The organism is Hymenobacter agri (assembly GCF_054778495.1).
Genome location: NZ_BAAGZM010001181.1, coordinates 1 through 676 on the forward strand (window position 1 = coordinate 1; position 676 = coordinate 676).

Below are 676 nucleotides of genomic sequence, written 5' to 3' on the forward strand. Positions count from 1 at the left end.
GCGCAGCCCGTAGCTGGCCTGGTCGGGCGTGAGCGTTACGCGCAGGCCCGGGGTACCAGCCGCAAACGCCAGGCGCTCGGCCAGCGGCAGCCCCTGGGCATCAAAGAGCGTGAACTGCACAATTCCGGCCGGAAACCGGCTCATTGGAATGCGCGTGGTGTAGAGCTCGTGCTCGGCGCTGAGCTCGCCGTAGCTGGTGTAGGCGGCCTGGCCCCGCACCTGCCCCAGCAAGGACACCATGCCGCCCGGGCCACCCCGGTGCTGCACCGTAACCAGAAATGCGCTGGCCAGCGTGACGACGTGGAGCGTGTAGCCGGCCGGCTGCACGACCGGCAGCGGCACCCGCAGCGAACTAGTGCCCGCTGACACCACCGCGTAGTAGCGCTGGCCGGCCATGGGTGTCAGCGAAAACGAGCCCATACCTAGGTGGCTGCTGCGAAACGTGGCCACTGGCTTATCCTGCTCGTCGAACACCTGCCCGTCTACCTGCAGGCCATTGCCTGCGTAGTCGACGGCCTTGAAAGCCACGGTATTCTCCAGGCCGGCCACACAGGTTCCGCCTTCGGCAAAAAACTGCACATCGGGCTGCGAAGCCAGGATGGTACTGAGCCGCCGGGCCGCCACGGACTGGGCCCGTAGGTACGCCGGGCTGGCCGCCACTCCGGGCGCGGGCGCG

The 676-nt window shown here is 68.3% G+C and carries 1 pseudogene; it reads right to left on the reverse strand.

The window, feature by feature from the left end:
• A pseudogene (locus ACYVDE_RS25210) lies at positions 1–676 on the reverse strand (hypothetical protein); the annotation flags it as partial.